Annotated in this window: 17 protein-coding genes, 4 tRNA genes and 1 pseudogene; 12 read left to right on the top strand and 10 right to left on the bottom strand. The window is 50.4% G+C overall.

The window, feature by feature from the left end; translation table 11 throughout:
* The 4 genes and pseudogenes from QVP94_RS08720 to QVP94_RS08705 form a co-directional block, all read right to left on the bottom strand.
* A pseudogene (locus QVP94_RS08720) lies at positions 1-876 on the bottom strand (hypothetical protein); the annotation flags it as partial.
* Between the two features lie 135 nt (positions 877-1,011).
* Complete coding sequence (locus tag QVP94_RS08715; RefSeq protein ID WP_022192389.1) at positions 1,012-1,773, bottom strand: DUF4469 domain-containing protein; 762 nt, start codon at positions 1,771-1,773, stop codon at positions 1,012-1,014.
* 105 nt (positions 1,774-1,878) lie between these two features.
* On the bottom strand, positions 1,879-3,057 hold the full coding sequence (locus QVP94_RS08710) for an AraC family transcriptional regulator (protein ID WP_022192388.1): 1,179 nt from the start codon (positions 3,055-3,057) through the stop codon (positions 1,879-1,881).
* A gap of 9 nt (positions 3,058-3,066) precedes the next feature.
* Entirely contained in the window at positions 3,067-5,106 is a 2,040-nt protein-coding gene (locus QVP94_RS08705) for an HD family phosphohydrolase (RefSeq protein WP_022192387.1), read from the bottom strand.
* Positions 5,107-5,201: 95 nt separating this feature from the next.
* On the opposite strand from QVP94_RS08705, the gene gltX reads away from it, so the two are divergent.
* Together gltX and QVP94_RS08695 are read left to right on the top strand one after the other, a co-directional pair.
* Positions 5,202-6,719 (top strand): glutamate--tRNA ligase, encoded by a 1,518-nt coding sequence (gene gltX / locus QVP94_RS08700; RefSeq protein ID WP_005854152.1) that lies wholly within the window; start codon positions 5,202-5,204, stop codon positions 6,717-6,719.
* Positions 6,720-6,721: 2 nt separating this feature from the next.
* Positions 6,722-7,957 (top strand): 3-deoxy-D-manno-octulosonic acid transferase, encoded by a 1,236-nt coding sequence (locus QVP94_RS08695; protein ID WP_008773682.1) that lies wholly within the window; start codon positions 6,722-6,724, stop codon positions 7,955-7,957.
* Between the two features lie 134 nt (positions 7,958-8,091).
* On the opposite strand, the gene QVP94_RS08690 is transcribed toward QVP94_RS08695, so the two are convergent.
* The 6 genes from QVP94_RS08690 to QVP94_RS08665 all read right to left on the bottom strand — a co-directional run bounded on the left by QVP94_RS08690 (position 8,092) and on the right by QVP94_RS08665 (position 14,935).
* Positions 8,092-9,495 carry a C1 family peptidase gene (locus QVP94_RS08690; protein ID WP_005867233.1) on the bottom strand — a complete coding sequence of 468 codons (1,404 nt, stop codon included), beginning with the start codon at positions 9,493-9,495 and terminating at the stop codon, positions 8,092-8,094.
* Between the two features lie 27 nt (positions 9,496-9,522).
* Positions 9,523-10,641 (bottom strand): carbohydrate-binding family 9-like protein, encoded by a 1,119-nt coding sequence (locus tag QVP94_RS08685; RefSeq protein WP_005867234.1) that lies wholly within the window; start codon positions 10,639-10,641, stop codon positions 9,523-9,525.
* A gap of 36 nt (positions 10,642-10,677) precedes the next feature.
* Entirely contained in the window at positions 10,678-11,790 is a 1,113-nt protein-coding gene (locus QVP94_RS08680; RefSeq protein ID WP_394798785.1) for a serine hydrolase domain-containing protein, read from the bottom strand.
* Between the two features lie 151 nt (positions 11,791-11,941).
* On the bottom strand, positions 11,942-12,457 hold the full coding sequence (locus tag QVP94_RS08675) for a gamma carbonic anhydrase family protein (RefSeq protein ID WP_005854163.1): 516 nt from the start codon (positions 12,455-12,457) through the stop codon (positions 11,942-11,944).
* A gap of 10 nt (positions 12,458-12,467) precedes the next feature.
* Positions 12,468-14,255: an aminopeptidase P family protein gene (locus QVP94_RS08670; protein ID WP_005854166.1), complete on the bottom strand. Its 1,788-nt coding sequence runs from the start codon at positions 14,253-14,255 to the stop codon at positions 12,468-12,470.
* Positions 14,256-14,299: 44 nt separating this feature from the next.
* Positions 14,300-14,935, bottom strand: a complete 636-nt coding sequence (locus QVP94_RS08665; protein WP_022192385.1) for an HU family DNA-binding protein — start codon at positions 14,933-14,935, stop codon at positions 14,300-14,302.
* Positions 14,936-15,336: 401 nt separating this feature from the next.
* Here QVP94_RS08665 and QVP94_RS08660 point away from each other — a divergent pair, with 401 nt between their 5' ends.
* The 10 genes from QVP94_RS08660 to QVP94_RS08615 form a co-directional block, all read left to right on the top strand.
* Positions 15,337-16,194 (top strand): hypothetical protein, encoded by an 858-nt coding sequence (locus QVP94_RS08660; protein ID WP_008773678.1) that lies wholly within the window; start codon positions 15,337-15,339, stop codon positions 16,192-16,194.
* A gap of 14 nt (positions 16,195-16,208) precedes the next feature.
* Positions 16,209-17,246 carry an S-methyl-5-thioribose-1-phosphate isomerase gene (gene mtnA, locus QVP94_RS08655; protein WP_005854172.1) on the top strand — a complete coding sequence of 346 codons (1,038 nt, stop codon included), beginning with the start codon at positions 16,209-16,211 and terminating at the stop codon, positions 17,244-17,246.
* 84 nt (positions 17,247-17,330) lie between these two features.
* Entirely contained in the window at positions 17,331-17,522 is a 192-nt protein-coding gene (gene rpsU, locus QVP94_RS08650; protein WP_005854174.1) for a 30S ribosomal protein S21, read from the top strand.
* Between the two features lie 73 nt (positions 17,523-17,595).
* Positions 17,596-18,504 (top strand): tyrosine-type recombinase/integrase, encoded by a 909-nt coding sequence (locus QVP94_RS08645; protein WP_005854176.1) that lies wholly within the window; start codon positions 17,596-17,598, stop codon positions 18,502-18,504.
* Positions 18,494-18,793: a ribosome hibernation-promoting factor, HPF/YfiA family gene (gene hpf, locus QVP94_RS08640; RefSeq protein WP_008778704.1), complete on the top strand. Its 300-nt coding sequence runs from the start codon at positions 18,494-18,496 to the stop codon at positions 18,791-18,793. The genes QVP94_RS08645 and hpf overlap by 11 nt, the downstream gene beginning before the upstream one ends.
* A gap of 124 nt (positions 18,794-18,917) precedes the next feature.
* Positions 18,918-18,991 (top strand) — tRNA-Thr (locus QVP94_RS08635).
* Positions 18,992-19,010: 19 nt separating this feature from the next.
* A tRNA-Tyr gene (locus tag QVP94_RS08630) sits at positions 19,011-19,093 on the top strand.
* Between the two features lie 44 nt (positions 19,094-19,137).
* Positions 19,138-19,210, top strand: a tRNA-Gly gene (locus QVP94_RS08625).
* Positions 19,211-19,220: 10 nt separating this feature from the next.
* Positions 19,221-19,292: transfer RNA gene (locus tag QVP94_RS08620), tRNA-Thr, on the top strand.
* Between the two features lie 49 nt (positions 19,293-19,341).
* On the top strand, positions 19,342-19,469 hold a 128-nt coding region (locus QVP94_RS08615), incomplete at its 3' end, for a GTP-binding protein (RefSeq protein ID WP_287564735.1).

The following is a 19,469-nucleotide window of genomic DNA, read 5'->3' as shown; positions in this document are numbered from 1 at the left end:
CGGCTCGTCGTCGCCTGCCGGGGTGACGGACAGCGTCCGGCCATCGGTCGGGGCGGTATCGAAATCCAGTTCGATAAAGCCGCTTACTTGGGTGCAGATCCCGTTCGCTTGCAGGTGGATCCGTGCGTTATCCCCGTACGTGATCGCGTCCGGCGAGGTATTGTCGTTTTTTAAGGCTGAAGCATTCTGTGTTTTACTGATGACATGTATCTCTCCGTCCAGATGCATCCGGGCATTCTGGAAGTTGAAGATGGCGCCGATGCTGAGCGGCGCTTGGGCATAGACCGTGAGCGTACCCGTGCCCGCGGGAGATCCGTTTAGGATACCTTGGCTTATCTCCTGCGCATCGGCTACGGTCAGGGTGAGCGTGCCTAAGTTATAGATGAGGTCGCTCATGATCTCGATCCGGTTCTCCCCCTCGATCCGGAGGGTCGGTTCCGCGCCGGCCTTGATATAGAAGAGCTGGTTGAAACTTGAGGTTATGACGGCGTCTTTCAGCGTCAGCGCCGGTGGGTTGCCGCTGTCGGGATCGGCGGAGGTGAGTACGCTGTCGGAATCGGTGGAGGGGTGTATGACGAACTGCCGGCCTACCTCGGGCATCGTGCCGGTGATGGTACCGTTGAAGGGGGTGCCGGTGGTCGGGGCCTGCGTGCTGAATGCCCCTAGTTTGTACACCCACGTGCCGTTTAGGTACGCGAGGTTGATGTACCAGTTATTGTTCAGGGTGCCCGGCAGGGTGGCCAGGTCGAGCGCCCCGGGAGGTTCCGCTTGCGTGCGGGCCGCTGTCGGGAGGGTGGCGATCAGTGTCGCGACACTGATCAGCAAGGCGAATATTCGCCTTGCCGGTAGGTGGATGTCATGTAATGATGTTCTCATGTTCTATGTGTATAATAGGGTTTATAAATCGGTTGTTTTTTCCGGCAGGTCCGGTAGCCCCTGTCCGGCAGGCTTGGCAGCCGTTGTCCTCGATGCTTGGCAGCCGTTGTCCGGACATGCCGGACAACGTTGTCCTCAGATCTCGTCCGGACTCTCGCTGTCGCCTCCACCGCCTTCTCCTACGATAAGGATGATGGGGAAGGTGTAGGTGCGGGGCTCTTTTACGTTACGGCTTCCGCTGTATTGCGTGGTGAGGCGCACGGTGTACTGCCCGTCGGCCAGCGTCGGCATCTGCACGATCACCTGCGAGGGCGAGTTGGCGATCACCACGGGTGCCTTCATCGGCGCGGCCCCTTCGGTGGTGGGGGTGAGGTAGACACCGATGGAGGGATCATCACCCTGTATCTTCAGGTTTACGCCGCCCAGCACGAGGGCTCCGCCGGAGCTGAGCTGCCCGTTGATGGCCTTGGAGGTGGAGTCGGTCACGGTATTGATCACCGGACCTACGGCCGCCACGCCGTTCACCACCACCTTCACCAGCTTGAGGGTCTCGCGCAAGAGCTTGCCCATGGTGTAGGTGATGCCGAGGGCGTGCTTCCCGGGTTCGAACTGCGCCTTCTCGCCCTCGAAGGCCCCCTGCACGTTGACGAGGTATTGGCCCACGCCGTCCACCACGCTCTTGCCCTCGGCGATGGCCTGCACCTTATGGCTGTCGGCCATGTCGAGGATGTTGAGGATCGTGCCGTGTTGGTACTCGGTACGCGCGGCCACGATGCGGGCGGCGATGTCCGTGTTATACAATGTCCCGGTGATGCGCGGCTTGGCGGTGTAGTCGCCCTTGCGCTCGGTGAGCAGGTTATCGTACAAGTCTGTGTTGAGAATGATTTGTTCTGCCATGGTATTCCTTTATTAAGTGATTACTGCCAGCAAAGAACGGGGTTCGGGGTAAGAATGAGAGGACAAATCCGGGAAAAAAGAGGACAGATCTCGGAAAAATGCTCATTATTGCGCCTGCCGCCGGTATTGGGCGGGGGTGACTCCCAGTATTTTCTGGAAGATACGTGAGAAGGTGCGGGAGCTGGTGAAGCCCGCGCCGACAGCGATCTCTTCCATGCTCCGGCTGTCGCCCGGCATCAACAGCTCGGTACGGGCGTGGTTCACCCGGTAGCGGTCGATGTATTCCTTGAGCGTGATGTTCAGCTTGTCCTTGATGGAGGTGGAGAGGTACTTCTCGTTGGTACCGAGGGCACGTACCAGGTCTTGCCGGCTGAAATTCGGGTTGAGGAAGGGTGAGGAACTGGCCATATAGTTTTGCGCTTGCTGGAACAACTCGTCCTCCTCGATTTCCAGCAACCCGCCGATAAGATCCTCTAGGTCCATCCGGTTGGGATCGGTATCGGCGTCGGCTTGCGGGGCGAGGTTGAGCCGCAGGTATAGTTGGTCGTACGTGTAATGGTAGTTGGCGTAGTGGATCGATACCGAGGCGTAGAAGAGGGCGAACACGAAGTTGACCGCCGTGTTATAGTAATTATTCGGGAAGAAACAGAGGCTCACGGCGGCGATGCCGATACCTAGCGCCCATAGGAAGGCACGGGTTACCCAGCGCAATTCCAGTCGCTCGGGTGATTGGGGTATCTGTTTCAGGTTACCTAGATAGATCGCCCGCTCCCGGAAGAAAAAATGCGTATAGTCCCCTAGCTGGACAAGGTATACGAGGCACGTGAACGTACGTATCAGCAGGGGCGGGTTCCCAAGATTATCCCACCATACGTCGAAACGATACGTATGGACATCCTCCCGGAAGAGACAAGCGATCGTGTAGGCTACGGTAAGCGCGATCGTAGGCATGGTGTGGAGGAGGATATTCCTCCGGGTCACGTTCTTTCCCCTGAATAAGAGGGTGAGCAGGAACGTGAACAGCAACGCTTGCGAGGCACTGATCAGCAGGATGGGGAAGTAGAACAACTCCATGATGGTTCGCTCGTCCGTGCCGGAGGACAAGATGAAGATATGCCCTATGCCTACCAATGCCGAGGCCAAGGCGAGATACTTGCAGGCCGTCCGGTACTTGGGGATCGTGCTTTCCCGCAAGGTCTTTAGCGACAACAGCAGTCCGCTGACCAGAAGGCAGGTAAAGGCTACGATCCCTGTCGAGGCTAAGTAGAGTAGGTGGTCGTTCATGCTGGTTCGCTATTGTTTTTTCAAGTCCGGATAGCTGATTCGGGTATGGAACATGGTTTTCAGTTTGTCTACGAATACGCTCTTTATGGTCTCCACGTCCTTGAAGGTCAGCGGAGCGCTCTTTAGCAAGCCGTCGGCGATCTGCCCGTCGATGATCTTGTTCACCAAGGCGCTGATACTCTCTTCGGTATGTTCCTTCAAGCTGCGGGAGGCGGCTTCCACGGAATCGGCCATCATCAGTACGGCGGTCTCCTTCGAGAAGGGATTCGGGCCGGGGTAGGTAAATAGCTCGTCGTTAATCGGTTTGTCCGGGTATTGGTTCTTGAAAGAGTTGTAAAAATACTTCGCCTTGCCACGTCCGTGGTGCGTACGGATGAAGCTGATAACCGCCTTGGGTAACAGGGCCTTCTCGGCGATCTTCACGCCCTCGGTGACGTGGCTGATGATGATCTGCGCGCTTTGGTCGAACGATAACTGGTTATGCGGGTTCACGCTCGATTGGTTCTCGGTGAAGAAGACGGGGTTGCTCATCTTCCCGATGTCGTGATAAAGGGCGCCGGTACGTACCAGTTGGGCGTTGGCGCCGATCTTGGCGGCCGCCTCGGAAGCGAGGATGGATACCTGCAAGGAGTGCTGGAACGTGCCCGGGCAAGTCTCGCTAAGCTTCTTCAAGATCGGGTTGTTGATGTTGGACAGTTCCACCAAGGTGATGTCCGATACGTAGCCGAACGTCTTCTCCAGCATATATACCAATACGTAGGTGAACATGACGAGGATGAAGTTGATGCCGAAATAGAGCATCATCATCCAGTTGATCTTATTCAGGTTCGCCTCTTGGAACAACGTGAGACTCATGTAGCAGATGGCGTACGAGAGGAAGATGAAGAATGCGCACCGGATCAGTTGCGAACGTTCGCTCAGGTTTCTCAGGCTGAACGTCACGACCATGCCCGCTATGGTTTGTAGCAACAGGAACTCATGCGGGAAAGGTACCATCAACGAGCAGATCAGCACGATAATAAGGTGCGTGAAAAGCGCCGTCCGGGAATCGAAGAAGGTACGTACCACGATCGGTACGATGGCGAACGGCAATATATATACGTTGAATAACGCGTAGGTAACACATAGTTCCGTAAAGATGCAGCTCACGAATATGCAGAGGATCAAGAATAGTACGTTCTTCCGGTTATGGAATATCTTCAAGCGGAAAGACCATAGGTAGAGCCAGAAACAGAACATCAGTCCGAAGACGAGCACGAATTGCCCGGCCAGTATGATGCCTTGTGTCTGCGTGCCCCCCGTCTTGGCCTCGTGTATGGCCTTTAGGGAACGGAGCACGTTGTAGGTATGGTTGTCGATGATCTCGCCCCGGTCTACGATACGCTCTCCGGCTTGTACCATACCGTTAGCGATAGATACGCTCTGTAGCATATCCTCCTTGATCTTGTCGGACATGTCAGCGGCATAGGATATGTTCTCGGTGAGGTAGTTATTGATGTCACACGATTGCAAGATGGATTTGTCCAGCCGTGACGGGCAGTTGTTGATAATGAACTCGTAGGCTGTGCGCACGGTGAAGAAGTCGCTCACGTAGCGGGGCTGTGCGACGGCGTTCTCCAAGAGGTTGACACGGGAGTATTCCTCTTTTCGTAGCTCGTCCAGATCCTGCGACGAGATGATACCGTTCTTGTATAAGTTAATTAGACTGCTCTCGATGTACTGCATGTAAGCGGGGGATACTTTGCTTCGCAGGCTATTGTCGTTATTGTAGTTGGTGCGCAGTTTCTCGACCTCTTCCTTCTGGATGCCGGGGTTCATGCGGTAATAAGGCTCGAACTTACGGAGTACGCTGTCTTTCTCCGCTTTTACCTCGTCGTCGGTCTTGTAGATCGGGAAATCGCTCGGGGCGGTGAGCAATCCGTACCTCCAAGGCTTGCCTTCATAGAACTGATAACGGAATTTTCCCTCCCGGGGGAAGAAGTAGGCGATAAGTAACGCGGTCACCACGAAGTAGACCACGGTCGGTATATTGTAATTCTTTTGTTTCATATAGATTCCTTTTAGCGTCCGAAATATACGTAAAAAACTTCACTAAGCGGAAAAAAAGGCGTACTTTTGCCGCATTATTATAGAATGTAAGTATTATGACTCAAAGAAAAGTAAGAGTACGCTTTGCGCCTAGTCCTACGGGGGCGCTGCATATCGGAGGTGTCCGCACGGCTTTATACAACTATTTATTCGCTAAACAGAATGGCGGTGATATGATTCTCCGTATCGAGGATACGGATTCCCAACGCTTCGTTCCCGGGGCGGAAGACTATATCATCGAGGCCTTGACTTGGCTGGGTATCAAGTTCGACGAGGGCGTGAGCTTCGGCGGCAACTACGGTCCGTATCGCCAGAGCGAGCGTCGTGAGATCTACAAGAAGTATGTCGATCAATTGCTGAACGATGGCCATGCTTATATAGCGTTCGATACGCCTGCCGAGTTGGAGGAGAAACGGAAGGAGATCGCCAATTTCCAATACGACGCCTCTACCCGTTCGCAAATGCGCAACTCGTTGACGCTTTCTCCGGAAGAGGTTCAGAGCCTGATCGAGTCAGGTCATCAGTACGTAGTTCGTGCCAAGATCGAGCCGAATGAGGATATCCACGTGAACGACTTGATCCGTGGCGAGGTCGTTATCAACTCCTCTATCTTGGATGATAAGGTATTATATAAATCGGCCGACCAATTGCCTACTTACCACTTGGCGAATATCGTGGACGACCATTTAATGGAGGTTACCCATGTGATCCGTGGTGAGGAGTGGTTGCCGAGCGCGCCGCTTCACGTATTATTATATCGTTTCTTCGGTTGGGAAGATACGATGCCTAGTTTCGCCCACCTGTCGTTGCTGTTGAAACCGGAAGGTAATGGTAAGTTGAGCAAGCGTGACGGTGATCGTCTGGGCTTCCCTGTATTCCCCTTGGAATGGCACGATCCGAAGACGGGTGATGTCTCATCGGGCTATCGTGAGAGTGGCTACTTCCCCGAGGCTGTCGTAAACTTCCTTGCTTTGCTGGGTTGGAATCCGGGTAACGATCAAGAGGTGATGAGCATGGATGATTTGATCCGTTTGTTCGACCTGTCTCGTTGCAGCAAGAGCGGCGCTAAGTTCGATTATGAGAAAGGCAGATGGTTTAACCATCACTATTTGCTGGAGAAGAGTAATACGGAGATCGCTGACCTATTCTTGCCGATCGTGGAAAGCCATGGCATCCAGACTACCCATGCTTATGTAGAGAAAGTAGTCGGCATGATGAAAGGCCGTGTCAATTTCGTGAGTGAGTTATGGGATCTTTGTTCTTTCTTCTTTATCGCCCCGACGGAGTACGATGAGAAAACCCGTAAGAAACGCTGGAAAGAGGATTCCGCTGTTCAATTGGGTGAGTTTATCGAGCAATTGCGTGCCCGTGAGCCGTTCGACGTAGAAGGTACCGAGAACGAGTGCAAGGCTTGGATCGAGAGCAAGGGATATCATTTGGGGAATATCATGAACGCCGCCCGTCTGGCCTTGGTTGGCGAGGGCAAGGGCCCCGGCATCTTTGATATCACCGAGGCTTTAGGTAAAGAGGAGTCTATCCGCCGTATCCAACGGGCTATCGAGATATTAAAATAATCATGTACAGTTTAGCAATACATCTCTACGCTTTTGTAGTCGCTTTGATCTCGCCTTTCCATAAAAAGGCGAGACTGATGCGATTCGGGCAATGGAAAACAAATTCCATACTTCGTGAGAAGATCGACCGGAACGCTAAATACATCTGGTTCCATGCCTCCTCGCTGGGCGAGTTCGAGCAAGGGCGTCCTATGATCGAGAAGATCAAGGCGGAACATCCGGAGTATAAGGTGTTGCTGACTTTCTTTTCTCCCTCTGGCTATGAGGTACGGAAGAATTACAAGGGAGCGGACGTGATCTGCTACCTTCCTTTCGATACGCCTTTCCGGGTGAAGAAGTTCCTGAATTTGGCGAACCCGGCGATCGCCATATTTATCAAGTACGAGTTTTGGGGGAACTATTTGCGTGAGTTGCGGAAGCGGGGAATACCGGTTTATATCATTTCCGCTATATTCCGCCCCGACCAGCTATTTTTCCAATGGTTCGGAAAGCCGTACCGGAAGATGCTATCTTATTTTAATCATCTTTTTGTTCAGGACGAGCGTTCGATGAAACTCTTGAACGAGTTCGGTATCACGAATGTGACGGTGACCGGCGATACCCGTTTTGATCGGGTGTTGGATGTCCGTAAGCAAGCTCGTGAGCTTCCGTTTATCGAACGTTTCTTGGAAAGCAAGGAGGGTAAGAGGCCGATCGTGATGGTGGCCGGCAGTTCATGGCCTCAAGACGAGGCGATCTTTATCCCTTATTTCCATGAGCATCCGGAGATGAAGTTGATTATCGCCCCGCATGAGATTCACCGGGAACATCTCCTTTCTATCGAGGCGATGCTAAAACGTCCGTCCGTCCGTCTATCGGAGGCGCATGAGGATGATCTGGCCGATAAGGATTGCTTGATCATCGACAGTTTCGGACTCTTATCTTCCATTTATCGCTATGGACAGATCGCTTATATCGGTGGTGGTTTCGGAGCGGGTATCCACAACACGTTGGAAGCCGCCGTTTATGGGATGCCGGTCTTATTCGGCCCGAGATACCATAAGTTTAAGGAGGCGAAGGATCTGATCGCCGTAGGTGGTGGTTTCTCCATCACAGACGATTCCTCTTTCCGAACGAAGATGGACGAGTTATTGACCGACCCGACAGCCTTGGAAACTTCCGGGCAAGCTGCCGGTGATTTTGTGAAAAACAGTGTAGGAGCGACGGATCAAATCTTGCGACAAATCCATATCCGTTAATAGATAAAGCCGGGTTTGCTATTCGAGTGATTGTATGCCCAGACTCTTTTGATATAGCAATGGAATACGGATGAGATAGATGTACGGATTGGTAATTGAACGATTCGCGTTGTCTATCTCATCCGTATTTTATTTTAATCCTCTTCAGCGAACATCGGGTCCCAAGCGGGAAGGCGAGTCGGTGTTTGTTTCAAGATCTCTTTTACTTGATCCGTGATGTACTTCTTGTTGACTACCAGACGGAACATATACTCATTAAACCATTGGTCTGTCATGATGAGGTGGCCGGCGTTCGCTCCGGGGCCCCAACTATTCTCAACCATCCATTTCTTCGGCTTTCCATTCGCGTCGAGGTCAACTGCCATCAAGGTCATGGCGTGTGAGGAACCGCTGGCGAATGTTTGGATACGTTGTTTCTTATCCATGCCGAAAGTCGTACCCATCAGTGAACCGTAATCGTAGAAGTTTACATCCAGAATACCTCTGTCACGATCGAAGAACTTGCCCACGTCGCAAGAGAAATACATCATGGTGCTGTCCTTGATGGAAGCGATAGCCATTTGTTTGATATCCTCGATCGGAAGGTTTACGTACGTCCAGTTCTTGCCATCGTAAGCGTGGCGGTCGTAATCGATCTCATACAGCTTATAATAATCGCGGCTCGGATCGTTCATCAACATGACATAGTTGTTTTTCAAATCGTCCCCGATATATTCTTGGAAGAAGGACTGAGGCGTATATTCCTTCGTCTCTACCGGATTTCCTTTAGCGTCTTTGCGAGTCCACGTGAATTTCGTAGGCGGCTCTCCCAAGTTCAATACGAGCATACGGTAAATCGTACCTAGCATCTCTGTTTTCTTTTTCTCCAGATCCGCTACGGTCGTGCCTTTGGTCGTAGACAGGTCGCGAAGTTGCAAGCCGTATTCTTTCAGCTTTAATCCGATCAGGTTGCTCATGCGTCCGGTACTGTTGCTACTGTTGGTCTCTACCATGACCTCGGCGGGAACCACGCCATACTTGGTCAAGATATCGGAGACACCCGTGAACTGCCCTCCGTCTCCGATCGGGTTCTTGAACAGCCATTCCACCATCTTGTCGTCCATCGGTTTCAGACGAGTATCGATGATGCCCTGTAAGAAAAGGTTCGCTTTCTCCAATTGATCCCAGAAGAAAGAATAATTCTGGGAGAATTGGAATTCACCCATGTCGTATTTATGGATCGCCTGCGCACGGAATACGTTCAATCCCGTGAAAAGCCAGCAACGGCCCGAGGAACGTTGGTTGGAGATCCCTTTGCTCTCTACCTTATTGGAGAAGTAAGTATCCAAATTGTTCTTGCTCTCCCCATTAACGGCAAGCTTGTTGATGTCGTTATTGGTGATCGCATTACGGATCGCCTTATCGGCCGGCGTTCCTTGATAAGACTGTTTGATTTGCTGCAACATCGTGGGTGAGATGCCTCCACCGCTTTGTTGTCCGTGAGCCGATAGCGTGATGCCTAAAGCCAAGGCCGCTATCCATAAATTCTTTTGCTTCATGATATTTTAGTTGATTAATAAATTGTGTTATTTCTTTTTAGGCCATACCAGACCGTCTTGCCGGATCTTCCATACCGTACCGTCTGGTGCGGGTAGCGATATCTCATACATGGAAGGTGTCGTATGTATTTCCAGTTGATTGGCGATCTCTTGCGGGCATAACTCGTTTGCCTTCAAGTCGTTGATGTTATCGGCATAATGCCCGAAGGTCGCGGCGAACTCATTCTGACGGTAATATAAATTACGCAAGATCCATTTCGTCTCCTCCGAAGGATGTTTTACGAAAGGAGTCTCACCTTCTCCCGCAATCTTATCCGATATTTGAACATAACCCCAGTATTCGGGCATATGGATATTGATTACCCCGGTAGGCGCCCATACCCAGTTGTACTCGCGAATCTTATCCTCTCCTTGGATAGGGACTTTCACGTATTTACCGTCTTTCACGTCCGTTGTCCATTCCACACGGGAGAAGTTCACACGGATCTGCTCGCCGATTTCCGGCTTTTCTTTTCCTCTGTCCATTTGGAATACGGAAGTCCAAGGAATGAATACCTCTACGCTCCATGATTTATCCGTGTCTTTCGGGTTATTCAGCGTACCGTCCACATAAACAGCGGATTTCATTCCGGCGAACTCCCAGTTATTCAATACTTGCGGATTATCCCGGTAGGGGCGGGTTAAGAACAAGTCCCATTCCGTACCCAAGGCGTTCACCTCGTACTCCAGATAATTATGGGTGTCGTTCGTAGGATTCAGGAAGATCTCGAAGTCGTTGTCATGGAAGATCACGGCGTCGTGTTCCGTGATGGTCGCCCATACGTGCGGCTCCTCCATAAGGACGGCGAAGTACATTCCGTTATCATCGTAAGTCATCTTGGCCCGGGTCTGGAAGTGAGGGGCCGGGCGTTTGTCTCCTTCGATATCCACGAAGTCGCTAGTCCAAGGTATCGCGTCCCATTCCCCGGGAGAAAGCTTTCCGTCGATCTTGATAGGAGCGGGGGCCTTGTAGCAAACATACGTCGGCGGATTGAACGGTGGTTGCGGCATATACGTGATGTCCGGTTTTTGCGTACTGGGTTTCTGTGCGCAAGAAAGCAATAAGAGTGCCGCCAATGGCGCTGTCGTTAAAATCGTTTTTCTCATGTGCGTTTATTTTTAGATCGTTTGATAAATAGATTCTTATTGAAGTAAGTCCATCGCTGCGTCCAACCATGTATTTATATCGTCCGGATAATGTTGGTCGGCGGTATAAGTATCGCTGCGTTTGTGCCCGAGTCTTACGATCACGGCGTTCTTTTCCGGGAGCGTGAAGACGTATTGCCCCAAGATTCCTCTCATATAAGGGATCTTCATCCCTTTGTAATCGAGAATCCAGTATTGGAATCCGTAACAATGGTTGGGTTTGCCGAGATCCTTATAGACAAGACGGGCATCGGGGCTTGTCGCTTCCGCCAGATAAGCGGGAGAGATCAATTGCTGGCCATCCCATTGGCCGTTGTTGAGTAATAATTGTCCGAAGCGGGCGAAATCACGGGCGTTACTGTTGAAACAGCAATAGGCTTTTTCCATGCCGTCCTTCCGGTCGAGGCTCCAAAGGGCGCTTTCCTCGGCGTGCATCGGAGTCCATAGTTTGCGGGATACATAATCGCTGAGTTTCTCCCCGGTAGCCTTCTCCACGATAAAGCCCAGCAGTTGTGTCACGCCGCTTTGGTAGATAAAGTTTACGCCGGGCTCGTCGATCTCTTTCATCCCGAAGGCAATTTCCTGTAGGTCATCGCCATAATACAACTGGGTGGTAGGAGAGAAAGGAGAGCTGTAAGCCTCGTCGAAATCCACGCCGGCGCTCATGGTCAGCAAATGGCGAAGCGTTAGGGCCTTTCCGTCGTATCCCTTGAATTCCGGGAAAAAGTCGCTTACCGGTTGATCGACATCCCGGATAAATCCATCGTCGATAGCGCAGCCGATCGCTAACGAGACGATGCTTTTCGCCATCGAGAAGGAATTGCTATGCGATTCCGGGGAATAATCTTCCCAATATTGCTCGAATAGCAGTCGATTGTCTTGGATGATTACATAGGCAACCGTACCCAGTTCCTCAAACCGGGGAAGATAACGCTCTGGAATACTTTTCGTATTGTAAGCTTCCGATAGTTCCCAAGGGCGGGGCGAACCTGCTTTTACGACCCGGTTCTCGAAAATCGGATATTGATTGATCTTGGGTAACAAATGGATAAGGGCCCTACGTAGATAATAATTGGAGGGTAACGCCAGATATCCGCCTATTCCCAGCATAAAAATAAACACTATCCATCCCACTCTTCGGGACAAATAGTGTTTATTGGCTGGAACCCTATTATTTGAATCATTTTTCATGTAACCCTTTGGTTGTTACTTTACAGATACAAATATATGGTTTATAATTCAAATAATCAAATACATGCTATTATTCTTTATACCAAGAAGAATACATATGATAGTTCTTGGCTATCTTTTGGTTGATCTCCTTCGCTTGCTCGGGATCTACCTTCTTGACGAACTTAGCGGGAACTCCGGCGTAGATGCTGCCCGGCTCGACGATCGTCTTGCTTAATACTACGGAACCTGCGGCGATGATCGCTCCCTCGCCTACTACGGCGTGATCCAATACCACGGAGCCCATTCCGATCAAGGCGCCATTGCAAATCTTCGCCCCGTGGATCGTTACGTTATGGCCGATGGATACATCATCGCCGATCTCGATCGTCGATTTCTCATATAAGGTGTGAAGGACGGAACCATCCTGTACGTTTACGCCGTTGCCGATGCGAATCGAGTTCACGTCGCCGCGAAGCACGGTGCCAAACCAGATACTGCAACCTTCACCGATCTCTACGTCACCTATAATCGTGGCGTTGTCTGCTAAAAAAGTGTCTTTACCGATCTTCGGGGTAAAGCCACGAACGGATTTAATTAATGCCATTTTTAGTTGTTTAAATTTCTGTTGTTTTCTCTTTCAGCCAAGCTTTCTCCTCCTCGTTCAAGAACGGGCTGATCTTGTCGTAGACCATTTGGTGGTACTTGTTCAGCCAAGCGTGCTCACGGACAGAGAGCATGGGGATGATAATCAAGCTCGTGTCGATGAAACAAAGCGTCAGCGTATCGAATCCTAGGAATTTCCCGAATTCCGTTTCGCTGTCCTCACGTACCAAGATCATGTTCTCCGTACGGATACCGTATTCGCCGGTACGATACATGGCCGGCTCGTCGCTGATCACCATTCCGGGCTTCAAGGTCACCGGGTTCTCCTCCATGCGGATGCTTTGGGGGCCTTCGTGTACGTTTAGGCAATGGCCGATACCGTGACCGGTTCCGTGCAAGTAATTAATGCCGGAATCCCATAGCGCCTTACGGGCAAGGATATCGATCTGAGAGCCTCGTGTTCCAGCGGGAAACTTGCTTTTCGCCAAGCTGATCGTACCTTTCAATACACGGGTGAAATCCTTTTTCATCTGCTCCGTCGGCTCTCCAAGGGCGATCGTGCGGGTGATATCCGTCGTACCGTCCAGATATTGCGCGCCGGAATCGATCAAAAGTAATCCTTCCGGTTTCAAGGTCGCATCCGTCTCCGTCGTAGCGGAGTAATGAACGATCGCTCCATGCTCGGCGTAGCCGCAGATCGTGCCGAAGCTATCCATGATGTATTGCGGTTGTTCCGCACGTAAGGCGGTCAGCTTCTCGGCGGCGCTGATCTCTGTAACTTGGGCTCCTTCCGCCATTTGTTTCTCCAGCCAGATATAGAATTTTGTCAAGGCGACACCATCTTTTACCACGGCGTTTTGGAAGCCCTTGATCTCGGTCTCGTTCTTGATGCTCTTCAAGTGGTTGGCGGGGGAGATCCCTTCCACGATCGTACAGCTTCCCGGGATCGCGTCGTATAAGGAGACGTTCGTCTTGTTCATATCCACGAATACCCGGCTGTTTTCCGGTAGGCGGGATAGATACCTCTGGATCATGGAGTATTCGGCCAGCGTAACCCCTTCTTTCTTCAAATGCTCGGTGATCTCGGCAGTCAGCTTCTCTGGCTTGATGAAAAGCACGCTCTCATCCTCCGATACGAAGGCGTAGCTGACTACGACCGGGTTATAGGTCACGTCCGTACCCCGGATATTGAATGTCCACGCGATCTCGTCCAAGGCGGCGAGGATCAAGCAATCGGCGCCCTCGCTCCGCAACTGGTTATTGATTAGGTCTAGTTTCTCGTGCACGGAGGCTCCGCTTAATGCTTCCGGCATCTCGAATATCGGGTTTCCGGGAACGGCGGGACGGTCCTTCCAGATACCCTCGATCAGGTCGGCCGAGGTATCCAGCTTGATTTCTTTACGGCTTAGTTTATTTGCCAAGGCACTCGCTTCGGCGGCGCTATAGGTTTGCCCGTCCAGCCCTACGGCCTGTCCGGTGTGTAACTCATGCAAGAGGAATTCCGTGATAGACGGTGTCTCCGGAAGCGCCAACTTATAGAGTTCGATACCGGAACCTTCCAGTTGGCTGGCCGCTTGCAGGAAATACCGGGAATCGGTCCATAAGCCCGCCTTGTCCGCGGTGACCACGATCGTTCCCGCCGAGCCGGTGAAGCCGGATATCCATTCTCTCGATTTCCAGCGATCGGCCGGATACTCGCTTAGGTGCGGGTCGGAACTGGGTATGATGTAAGCGTCAACCTTCTGTTGCTTCATAGCCTCCCGTAGGGCGGCGATACGTTCAGGAATGTTTGTTTTCATCGCATTTTATTTTAGTCAACATTAATACTCGCAAAGTTAATGAATTATTTTGGATTTGTCTCGCCGGAGGCTGGCTCTTCTACCTTATAATATAGATGCGAGGTGCCTAGCTTTTCCCATCGCAGTTTCCCTTCCTCTACCATCCTTCGCAGGTCGAGGGAAGCCTTGCTTCTGGAGCATCCGCAGAGCGACATATATTTCTTCTGGTGAATAAAAGGGTTCGTCTCCAGATAACGGAATACCTCTTGCTCGCATTCCTTGGCGGAGGGATACGCGGGATCGCTAATCGTGTACTCGTCACGAAACACCGGCATGGTTTTCAGCCGGTCTCTTAGTTCCTTGGACGATCTGAACTTCACGTCCTTGAAATGGATGGATTCCGCCCGGATCTCATTCTTTTCCATCACGGGCCGGCTTTTCAGGGAGACGCTGAAAGTACCGATCCCCTCTAGCTCCACGTTGTAACCGTACATGAGGAAGTCTACCATCATGTCTTGGAAAAGTTGCAAGATCCCTTTCATATCCGCGGGCGAGAAAGAAGACCGTGACTTCGCTCTATTGATGAACTCATCCGTATGTATCGTCCCGCAAGAGACCAAACGAGGATGTAGGGGTAATGACTTCCCGGATTCCTCTGGATTCGGGTTGGGATTTCTGACTAGCTTGTAATTTGCTGACATCTGTGCTGTGTTTAAATGGTTATAGATCTTTTGTCTGATTCTTCTGGATCGCTTACCCGTTTCTATAGGCGAGCTTAGCGGTTTCTTCAAGAAGGATTCATCGTCCAACAGCCGTTGCATGATCATGCACCAACTGTTGGACGATCATCTACCATCCGTTAGATGATCGTCTAACAGATGGTGGATAATGAATACTTCAGCTTCAAAGGTACAATATATAAAAGAGAAAAGGGTAAGGATTCCGGATAAAAGAGCTAAAGGTTATGATAAACGTGTATGGGCTCACAGCCTTGTGGTCCACAACCTTGTGAACCGATCCCTTTAAATCAAGTTAAAGATAAGGCACCCAATAGATATCAAGGAATAATTTGCTAGCTTTGTAGAAACAAATAAGAAGTGCCATGAGGAATCTGCTTTATCTTTTTGTCTTTGCGGCTCTGCTTCTCGGCTTGAGCGCATGTTCTTCTTATTATTATTCGATGTTGAACTCGAATGACCCCGTCGGGGAGAAGAATGAGAGAGGTGATTTTGTGCAGGAAAACGATACGGTACGTATCTCTTATCGTTTCTGGGGAGAGAACGCCCCGGTTACTATTACCATTTATAATAAACTGGATGAACCCTTGTACGTGGATTGGGGGCGGTCGGCGCTGATTATCGATGACGTGGCTACCACCTACGACCCGAAAGTGGCCTCGGTGAGAGGCGAGAGCTCTAGCGTGGCATCCGGTAGCTCCTTTCATTGGAGCGATAGGAGCAGCAGCGGGTGGAGCTACTCGGAAGGTTCCTTCTCCGGTGATGTGAGTTTGCCAAAGGGCGTTGAGTTTATCCCGCCGCATTCCAAATTAGTCAATACGCCTTTGCAATTAGCCAACTTCCCGTTTAACGAGATCCCGAAAGAAGAGTATGTAAAGGAACAAATGACAACGAAAGCAAACACAACCGTAAATATCCGAGTGAAGGATTTTACAGAAGAAGATTCTCCGCTGAGATTCCGTAGCTACCTGACGTTGTTCGCCGGAGGGACTAATGGGAAGCCCTTGAAGCATTCCTCTTTTGAGCGGAACTTCTATCTGGCGAAATTGATCAAGGTCGGCGACGTGGCTCCCCAGTATTTCGATGAGGGACAGCAGCAATCCGGCGATTTCTTTTACGTGAAAGAGACTCATGGGGCTACGGCAGGCCTTGTCGTAGGAGCGATAGCGGTTACCGCCGCAGGGGTGGCGATAGAAGCTACGCTGGGTCCCGTGAACTATTAATATATTCATATCGAATGATACAAACTCTATCTGATTTAAAGACCGTGCGTTTCAACGAGCAAGCGGACGGTGTGATCATTTTGGACCAAACTCTGCTGCCGGGTAAGGAAGCGTATCTGACCCTTACCACTGCCGAGGAGATATGGGACGCTATCTATAAATTAAAGGTACGTGGAGCACCTGCTATCGGGGTAGCGGCCGCTTATGGTATCTATGTCTGCGCCCGTCGGATCGATACGGCGGAGAAATCCGTTTTCGTGAATGAGTTTCGGAAGATCAAGGAGTATCTGGCCGGTTCCCGTCCGACAGCGGTGAATCTGGTGGCGGCGCTGAACCGGATGGAGCGGGTATTGGTCGCTCATCCAACCTTGTCTGTCCCGGAATGGAAAGAGCTATTATATAAGGAAGCGATCGCGATCCGGGAGGAAGACGCCGCCGCTTGCCGGCAGATCGGCGAGAACTGTCTGGAGCTACTCCGTCCCGGGATGGGAATCCTTACGCATTGCAACGCCGGACATCTGGCGGTCTCGGAGTATGGCACCGCTTTGGCGCCGATTTATCTGGGGCAGGAGAGAGGTTATGGTTTCAAGGTCTTCGCCGACGAGACCCGTCCTTTGTTGCAAGGCGCCCGGCTCACGGCCTATGAGCTAAGCAGGGCCGGCGTGGACGTGACGCTGATTTGCGATAATATGGCCTCCGTCGTCATGCGGAAAGGCTGGGTGCATGCCGTGGTCGTAGGTTGCGACCGTGTAGCCGCCAATGGCGACGTGGCGAATAAGATCGGCACGTCCGGAGTGGCTATCTTGGCCCGGCATTACAAGATCCCCTTCTATGTATTAGGCCCGACATCCACCATCGATGGCTCGTGCCCGGACGGCGATTCCATTGTAATAGAGGAACGTAACCCCGATGAGGTCACCGAGATGTGGTATTCAAGGCGTATGGCCCCGAAAGACGTGAAAGTCTATAACCCCGCCTTCGACATTACTCCCCACGAGCTAATCACGGCTATAATTACGGAGAAAGGCATCTTTTATAAAAATAATCGCTGAAAGTTTTGCTAATCCCGAAACAATCAGTAATTTTGCCGCTCAATTTGAGGATATAAATAATTAAACAATATAACAATTTAAATTATGATCGTAGTTCCATTAAAAGAAGGCGAAAACATCGAGAAGGCGCTTAAGAAATTCAAGAGAAAGTTCGAGAAAACAGGTGTAGTCAAGGAATTGAGAGGCCGTCAGGCTTTCGAGAAACCGTCTGTTACGAAGAGAAAGCAGACTATGCGTGCTATCTACGTACAGCATTTGCAACAAGTAGAAGAATAATTATAGCTTCCGGGCTTGTTTTATTGAATTCTTATTCCTATTTTCGTTGCATGAATGTTGATGCAACGAGAATATGCTGATCGATGACTTTCTAAACTATCTCCGGTATGAGCGGAACTATTCCAATTATACGATTGGTGCCTATTCGAAAGATTTGGACCAATTCCAGAGGTATGTAAGAGAGCATCGAGAAGGTGTATTCAACCCCGGGGAAATCGACTCGGATTTCGTGAGAAGCTGGATCGTCAGTTTGATGGACGAGAAGCTTTCTCCCGTATCGGTAAACCGGAAATTAAGTTCTTTGAAATCTTTTTTTAAGTTTCTCATGAAACGGGGGATTGTCTCCGCGAATCCGTTGAGATTGGTGAGCGGTCCGAAAACGAAGAAACCCTTGCCTTATTTTATTAAGGATAGCGAGTTGGAGGCGTTGTTGGACGGGGACGGATTTGATGAGGATTTTGAAGGTGTGAGGAATCGGTTGGTCATTGAGATGCTATACGATACCGGGATGCGCCGCTCAGAGTTAATCGGCATACGAAACGTGGATGTGGATTATGAGGCGATGCAGGTCAAGGTTACCGGAAAGCGGAACAAGCAGCGGTTGATTCCTTTTGCGGAGGGTTTAAAAAACTTAATGCTTGCATACACGGAAGTCCGTGATCGTGAGGTTGAGGCAGCCGGTGAATGGTTTTTCGTTCGAAAGAATGGGAACCAGTTGTCGACGGGGATTGTTTATAATATAGTAAAAAAGCAATTGTCGGAGATACCCATGCTGGCGAAACGAAGTCCACACGTGTTACGACATTCATTTGCAACGAGTATGTTAAACAACGGAGCCGAGCTGAACGCTGTGAAAGATTTATTAGGTCATAGCAGTTTAGCGTCTACCAGTGTTTACACGCATACAACCTTTGAGGAATTAAAAAAAGTGTATCATGCTCATCCAAGAGCAAAAAAAGAAGGAGGTTATTATGGACGTTAGAATTCAAGCAATTCATTTCGACGCAACTGCACAGTTGGAGGCGTTTATTCAGAAGAAAGTTTCTAAATTGGAGCAATACTTCGATGGTATTATATTGGCAGAGGTTACATTGAAGGTGGTTAAGCCTGAGACGGTGAAGAACAAGCAGGCCAGTATAATGTTGTCCGTGAAGAACGGGGAATGTTTCGCTGATAAAATAAACGATACTTTCGAAGGGGCGATAGACGATTGTGTTGAGGCTTTGGAGAAGCAACTGGTTAAATTCAAAGAAAAAATCAGAGCCAAATAAAAAAAACGGTAGATAAATTTGGTATGTAAGAAATAATATCTAAATTTGCAGCCGTTTCGCCGTGGTGACGAAACGGCTGCTTTTAGAAGGTTGTAGCGGCGCGATGTAGTAAGCTTACCCACCTGCCTCTTTAGCTCAGTTGGCCAGAGCACGTGATTTGTAATCTCGGGGTCGTTGGTTCGAATCCGACAAGAGGCTCAAAAGAATGTATTGGAATGGGCAGTTACCAGAGTGGCCAAATGGGGCTGACTGTAACTCAGCTGGCTTTCGCCTTCGGTGGTTCGAATCCATCACTGCCCACACGAATGAAACAAAGGAGAGAATCGGTTGGTTCATTCGGTCTTGCGGAAGTAGCTCAGTTGATAGAGCATTAGCCTTCCAAGCTGAGGGTCGCGGGTTTGAGCCCCGTCTTCCGCTCTTATAAGTTGCCTGTGTAGCTCAGCGGTAGAGCACTTCCTTGGTAAGGAAGAGGTCCCGAGTTCAAGTCTCGGCACCGGCTCAATTGAAAATTGAACATGATCATTAATCAAATAAAGAACAATTAAGTTATGGCAAAAGAGAAATTTGACAGATCGAAACCACATGTGAACATTGGTACGATTGGTCACGTTGACCACGGTAAAACAACTTTGACAGCTGCTATCACAACAGTATTGGCAAAGAAAGGTCTTTCAGA

Source organism: Parabacteroides sp. CAG:2 (assembly GCF_000436315.1).
Taxonomy (GTDB): Bacteria; Bacteroidota; Bacteroidia; order Bacteroidales; family Tannerellaceae; genus Parabacteroides; species Parabacteroides distasonis.
Note: the sequence above shows the minus strand (reverse complement) of the source record. Positions and strands in the feature narration are given on the sequence as shown.